The following is a 3978-nucleotide window of genomic DNA, read 5'->3' on the forward strand; positions in this document are numbered from 1 at the left end:
CGGCCGCCCCCGCCCTCGGGAGGACGGCGGCCACGGAGGCCTTTCGGCGGAGGTCGGGTCGATCGCGGTGGATCTACCGTCGCAACGCCGGACCCGTCGCGCCCATCGAAACTACGTGAGCCTCCTTTTCAGCGGAACTGAACGATGCGGCCGTCACGGTCGTCGCTCCCCGCCGCGCCCCGCGCGGTGCGAGCTGCCCCGCCACCGTCGCGCCGAACGCCAGCACCATTCCTGCCAGCTGCACCGGCGTCAGCGTCTGGTCGAGCGCGGCCCAGCCGACGACGGCCGCGGTGAGCGGGGAGAGCGGGCCGAGGAAGGTGACCTGGGTGGCGGTGAGCCGCCCGATGCCGCGGAACCAGAGCCAGTAGGCGACGGCGGTGTTGGCGAGCGCGAGGTAGACGTAGCCGCCGACCGCCGCGCCGTCCAGCGCGGGCGGCGCCCCCTCGGCCAGGAAGGCGACCGGGGCGATGAGCAGTCCGCCCGCGGTGAGCTGCCAGCCGGTGAGGGCGAGCGGCCCGACGCCGTCCGGGCGGCCCCAGCGCTGGGTGAGCACGGTGCCGACGGACATGGAGGCGGTGGACCCCAGGGCCGCCAGCACCCCGAGGGCGTCCAGGGATCCGGCCGCCTTGAGCACGACGAGGCTGACGCCGAACGCGGCGACGATCGCGGTGAGCACGGACCGGGTGGCGGGCCGCCGGCCCAGCAGCAGGGCGGAGAGCCCGATGACGAACAGCGGTCCGACCGAGCCGACGACCGCGGCCATCCCGCCCGGCAGCCGGTACGCCGAGAGGAACAGCAGCGGGAAGAAGGCGCCGATGTTGAGCGCACCCAGCACCGCCGCCTTGCCCCACCAGATGCCGCGCGGCAGCACCCGGGCGAGGGCGAGCAGCACCAGTCCGGCGGGCAGGGCCCGCAGCACAGCGGTGAACAGCGGGCGGTCCGGCGGCAGGAACTCGGTGGTGACGGCGTAGGTGGTGCCCCAGGAGACGGGGGCGAGGGCGGTGAGCAGGACGGTCGTGGACCGCTTCACGGCGGGTCCCTTCGCAGAATTCAGCTTGGCGATAAGTAGCTTAGCACTAAGCAAGTTTCCCGCAAGCTACTTTCTTGCGGCCGACCCACCCACGGCGGATACTCCTGCCATGACGCAGAGCCGCCCCCCAAACCAGCCGGACCGGCCCGCCCCCGACGCGGTCGACGCGATCATCGAGCAGTGGGCCGCCGTACGCCCCGACCTCGACACCGGCGCCATGGAGGTCTTCGGCCGGATCTACCGCCTGTCCCGCGCGATGGCCGACCGCACGGAGAAGACGTACGCCCGCTTCGGCATCTCCCGCGGCGAGTTCGACGTCCTGGCGACCCTGCGCAGGTCCGGCGAGCCGTACACCCTCTCGCCGCGCCAGCTCGCCGCCACCCTCATGCTCACCACCGGCGGCATGACCGGCCGCCTCGACAAACTCGAACGCGCCGGGCTCCTGCGCCGCTCCCCCGACCCGCACGACCGCCGCGGCCTCCAGGTCACCCTCACCGACGAGGGCCTGTCGCTGACCGAGGAAGCGGTCGGCGCGGGCGTCGCCACCCAGACCGAGGCCCTGGCCGCCCTCACCGACGAACAGGCCCGCCAACTGGCGGACCTGCTGCGGCAACTGCTGGCGGGCACCGCCTAGCCGGCGTCACCGCCCCGCCCCGGGCCCGATGCCGCCCGGCCGAGGACGGCGCCGTCCGCCGGGCTCATGAGCCGGGCGTGTCCGCGCGCCCCACGTGGACGGCGAGGGCCCGCTCGATGTCCGTCGCGGTGGCCGTGTCGGCCGCCCACGCCACATGGCCGTCCGGGCGGACCAGCACGACGGTGCGGCGCGGGCTCCGCCAGTGGGCGGTGGTGAGGCGGTCCTCGCGGCCGGGGTCCGGGCCGTGGGCGGCCGGGGTGATCAGGACGAAGCGGAGGCCGCGCAGGGCCTCGTAGAGGCGGGAGCCGTCGGCGAGGCGGAGGTCGGGGACCCGGGTGCCGGTCAGCGGGTGGGCGCCGCGGGGCGCGGGGTAGCGGTAGCCGATGCCGGTGATCTGGCCGAGGGCCCTGCGGCGGACCGGGCCGGCGAGGCCGGCGAAGGCGGTCGTGGCCACGCGGAGCGCCAGCGCCGCGGGACGCTTCGCCATGGCCAGCCGGAGGATGCCGCCGCTGCTGCGGAGCACCGTCCGGCCGACGGGGTGGCGTTCGGAGTGGTAGGTGTCGAGGAGGTCCGGGCCGGCGTGGCCGTGGATCACCTGGGCCAGCTTCCAGCCGAGGTTGGCCGCGTCCTGGAGGCCCGTGTTCATGCCCTGGCCGCCCGCGGGGCTGTGCACGTGGGCGGCGTCGCCGGCGAGGAAGACCCGGCCGACGCGGTACGCGGGCGCCTGGCGCTCGTCGCTGTGGAAGCGGGACAGCCAGCGGGGGTCGTGCATGCCGAAGTCGTCGCCGAGCGCGAGGCGGGCGATCTGCCTGATCTCGTCCAGGTCGACGGGCGTGTCGTCGGGGACGTTGCGGTCGCGGTGCCAGGCGGCGACCCGGTGGTAGCCGTCGCCGAAGGGCGCGACGAGCGCGAAGGCGCCGCCGATCGCGTCGGCGGTGATCAGGTCCGCGTGCTCGGGGGCCAGCCGGACGTCCGCGAGGACGATGGAGCGGATCCCGGAGCGGCCGGGGAAGGGCAGTCCGACGGCTTCGCGGACGACGCTGCGCAGGCCGTCCGCGCCGACGGCGTACGCGGCGCGCAGCGTCTGCGGCCGGCCCTCGCGGTCCTCGGCCTCGACCGTCACGCCGGTCGCGTCCTGGGTCAGCCCGGTCACCTCGGTCTCGTACCGGAAGTCCGCTCCCGCCTCGACCGCCCGCCGCTCCAGGGCCTTCTCCACCTCGTACTGCGGGATGACCAGCAGGTGCCTGAAGCGGGAGCGGAGGGTGCCGAGGTCGACGCCGAGGCCTCCGAAGAGGCGCAGCCGTTCGAGGGGGTGGCCGATGGCCTCCAGTCCGTCCGCGAGGCCGCGGGCGTCGAGCTGTTCCAGGGTGCGGGCGTGCACGGCGAAGGCGCGGGTGAGGTTGCTGGTCCGGTGGGGGCGCTTCTCGAGGACGATGACCGGGACACCGGCGGTGGCGAGGTCACCGGCGAGGAGGAGCCCGGTGGGGCCGGAGCCGACGACGATGACCGAGTGCGGGGTGGTGGGGGTGGTGCCAGTGCCGTGCATCAAGGCCTCCTGGATGCCAACGACTGTTGGTCAACGCTTGTTGGCAACATAGGACGCATCGGGTCCTCAGTCAACACTTGTTGGCCAACACGCGTGGACCTACTCTCGTCCGCATGACCGACAACCCCCGGGGCCGCCGCTCCGACGCCACCCGCACCGCCATCCTGGAAGCGGCCCGCGAACGCTTCGCCGCCGACGGCTACGACCGCGCCACCATCCGGGCCATCGCCAGGGACGCGGACATCGACCCCTCGATGGTCATGCGCTACTACGGCAACAAGGAAGGCCTGTTCGCCGCGGCCGTCGCCGTGGATCTGGGGTTGCCCGGTCTCTCCGGACTCCCCCGCGACACCGTCGGCCCGGCCGTGGCGGAGCACTTCCTCGACCTGTGGGAGGGCAACGAGGTGCTGACCGCCCTGGTGCGGGTGGGCGCGGCCAGTCAGGCGGGGGCCGAACGGATCCAGGGCATCTTCCGGGAGCAGCTGCTGCCGGTCGCCCGCCGGATCTGCCCGGACCCGGAGCAGGTGCCCGCGCGCGCCGCGCTCGTCGCCTCGCAGCTGCTCGGCCTCGCGCTCACCCGGTACGTGCTGCGCATCCCGCCCGCCGTGGACCTGACCCGCGAGGAGATCGTGGCGTGGCTCGGGCCGACGCTCCAGCGGTACCTGACCGCGCCGAACCCCTGACCCGGGGAGCGGCGCGGGACAACACGACCGGGGGCGCCGGCCCGCCGCACGTACGGCGAACACGCGTACGTGCGGCGGGCCGGCG

The 3978-nt window shown here is 74.6% G+C and carries 4 protein-coding genes; 2 read left to right on the forward strand and 2 right to left on the reverse strand.

Translation table 11 applies throughout. The annotated features are described in order from the left end of the window. Positions 1-73: 73 nt before the first annotated feature. Positions 74-1030, reverse strand: coding sequence for an EamA family transporter (locus tag CCN42_RS30925; RefSeq protein WP_086740576.1), 957 nt, complete (start codon positions 1028-1030; stop codon positions 74-76). Between the two features lie 109 nt (positions 1031-1139). On the opposite strand from CCN42_RS30925, the gene CCN42_RS30930 reads away from it, so the two are divergent. Continuing rightward, a complete protein-coding gene (locus CCN42_RS30930) occupies positions 1140-1664 on the forward strand; it encodes a MarR family winged helix-turn-helix transcriptional regulator (protein ID WP_086740578.1) in 525 nt (174 codons plus the stop codon). 64 nt (positions 1665-1728) lie between these two features. Here the strand turns inward: CCN42_RS30930 and CCN42_RS30935 are convergent, their stop codons facing one another. After that, positions 1729-3210, reverse strand: coding sequence for an FAD-dependent monooxygenase (locus CCN42_RS30935; RefSeq protein ID WP_086740580.1), 1482 nt, complete (start codon positions 3208-3210; stop codon positions 1729-1731). A gap of 113 nt (positions 3211-3323) precedes the next feature. On the opposite strand from CCN42_RS30935, the gene CCN42_RS30940 reads away from it, so the two are divergent. Continuing rightward, positions 3324-3893 (forward strand): TetR/AcrR family transcriptional regulator, encoded by a 570-nt coding sequence (locus tag CCN42_RS30940; protein WP_086740582.1) that lies wholly within the window; start codon positions 3324-3326, stop codon positions 3891-3893. The last annotated feature ends 85 nt before the right edge of the window (positions 3894-3978 follow it).

The sequence above is a fragment of the Streptomyces glaucescens genome (assembly GCF_002154375.1).
GTDB classification, from domain to species: domain Bacteria; phylum Actinomycetota; class Actinomycetes; order Streptomycetales; family Streptomycetaceae; genus Streptomyces; species Streptomyces glaucescens.

Bases quoted from the DNA above. Each gene is read 5' to 3' on its own strand.
- CCN42_RS30930 (WP_086740578.1), top strand. From the start codon at position 1,140: ATGACGCAGAGCCGCCCCCCAAACCAGCCGGACCGGCCCGCCCCCGAC.
- CCN42_RS30935 (WP_086740580.1), bottom strand. From the start codon at position 3,210: ATGCACGGCACTGGCACCACCCCCACCACCCCGCACTCGGTCATCGTC.
- CCN42_RS30940 (WP_086740582.1), top strand. From the start codon at position 3,324: ATGACCGACAACCCCCGGGGCCGCCGCTCCGACGCCACCCGCACCGCC.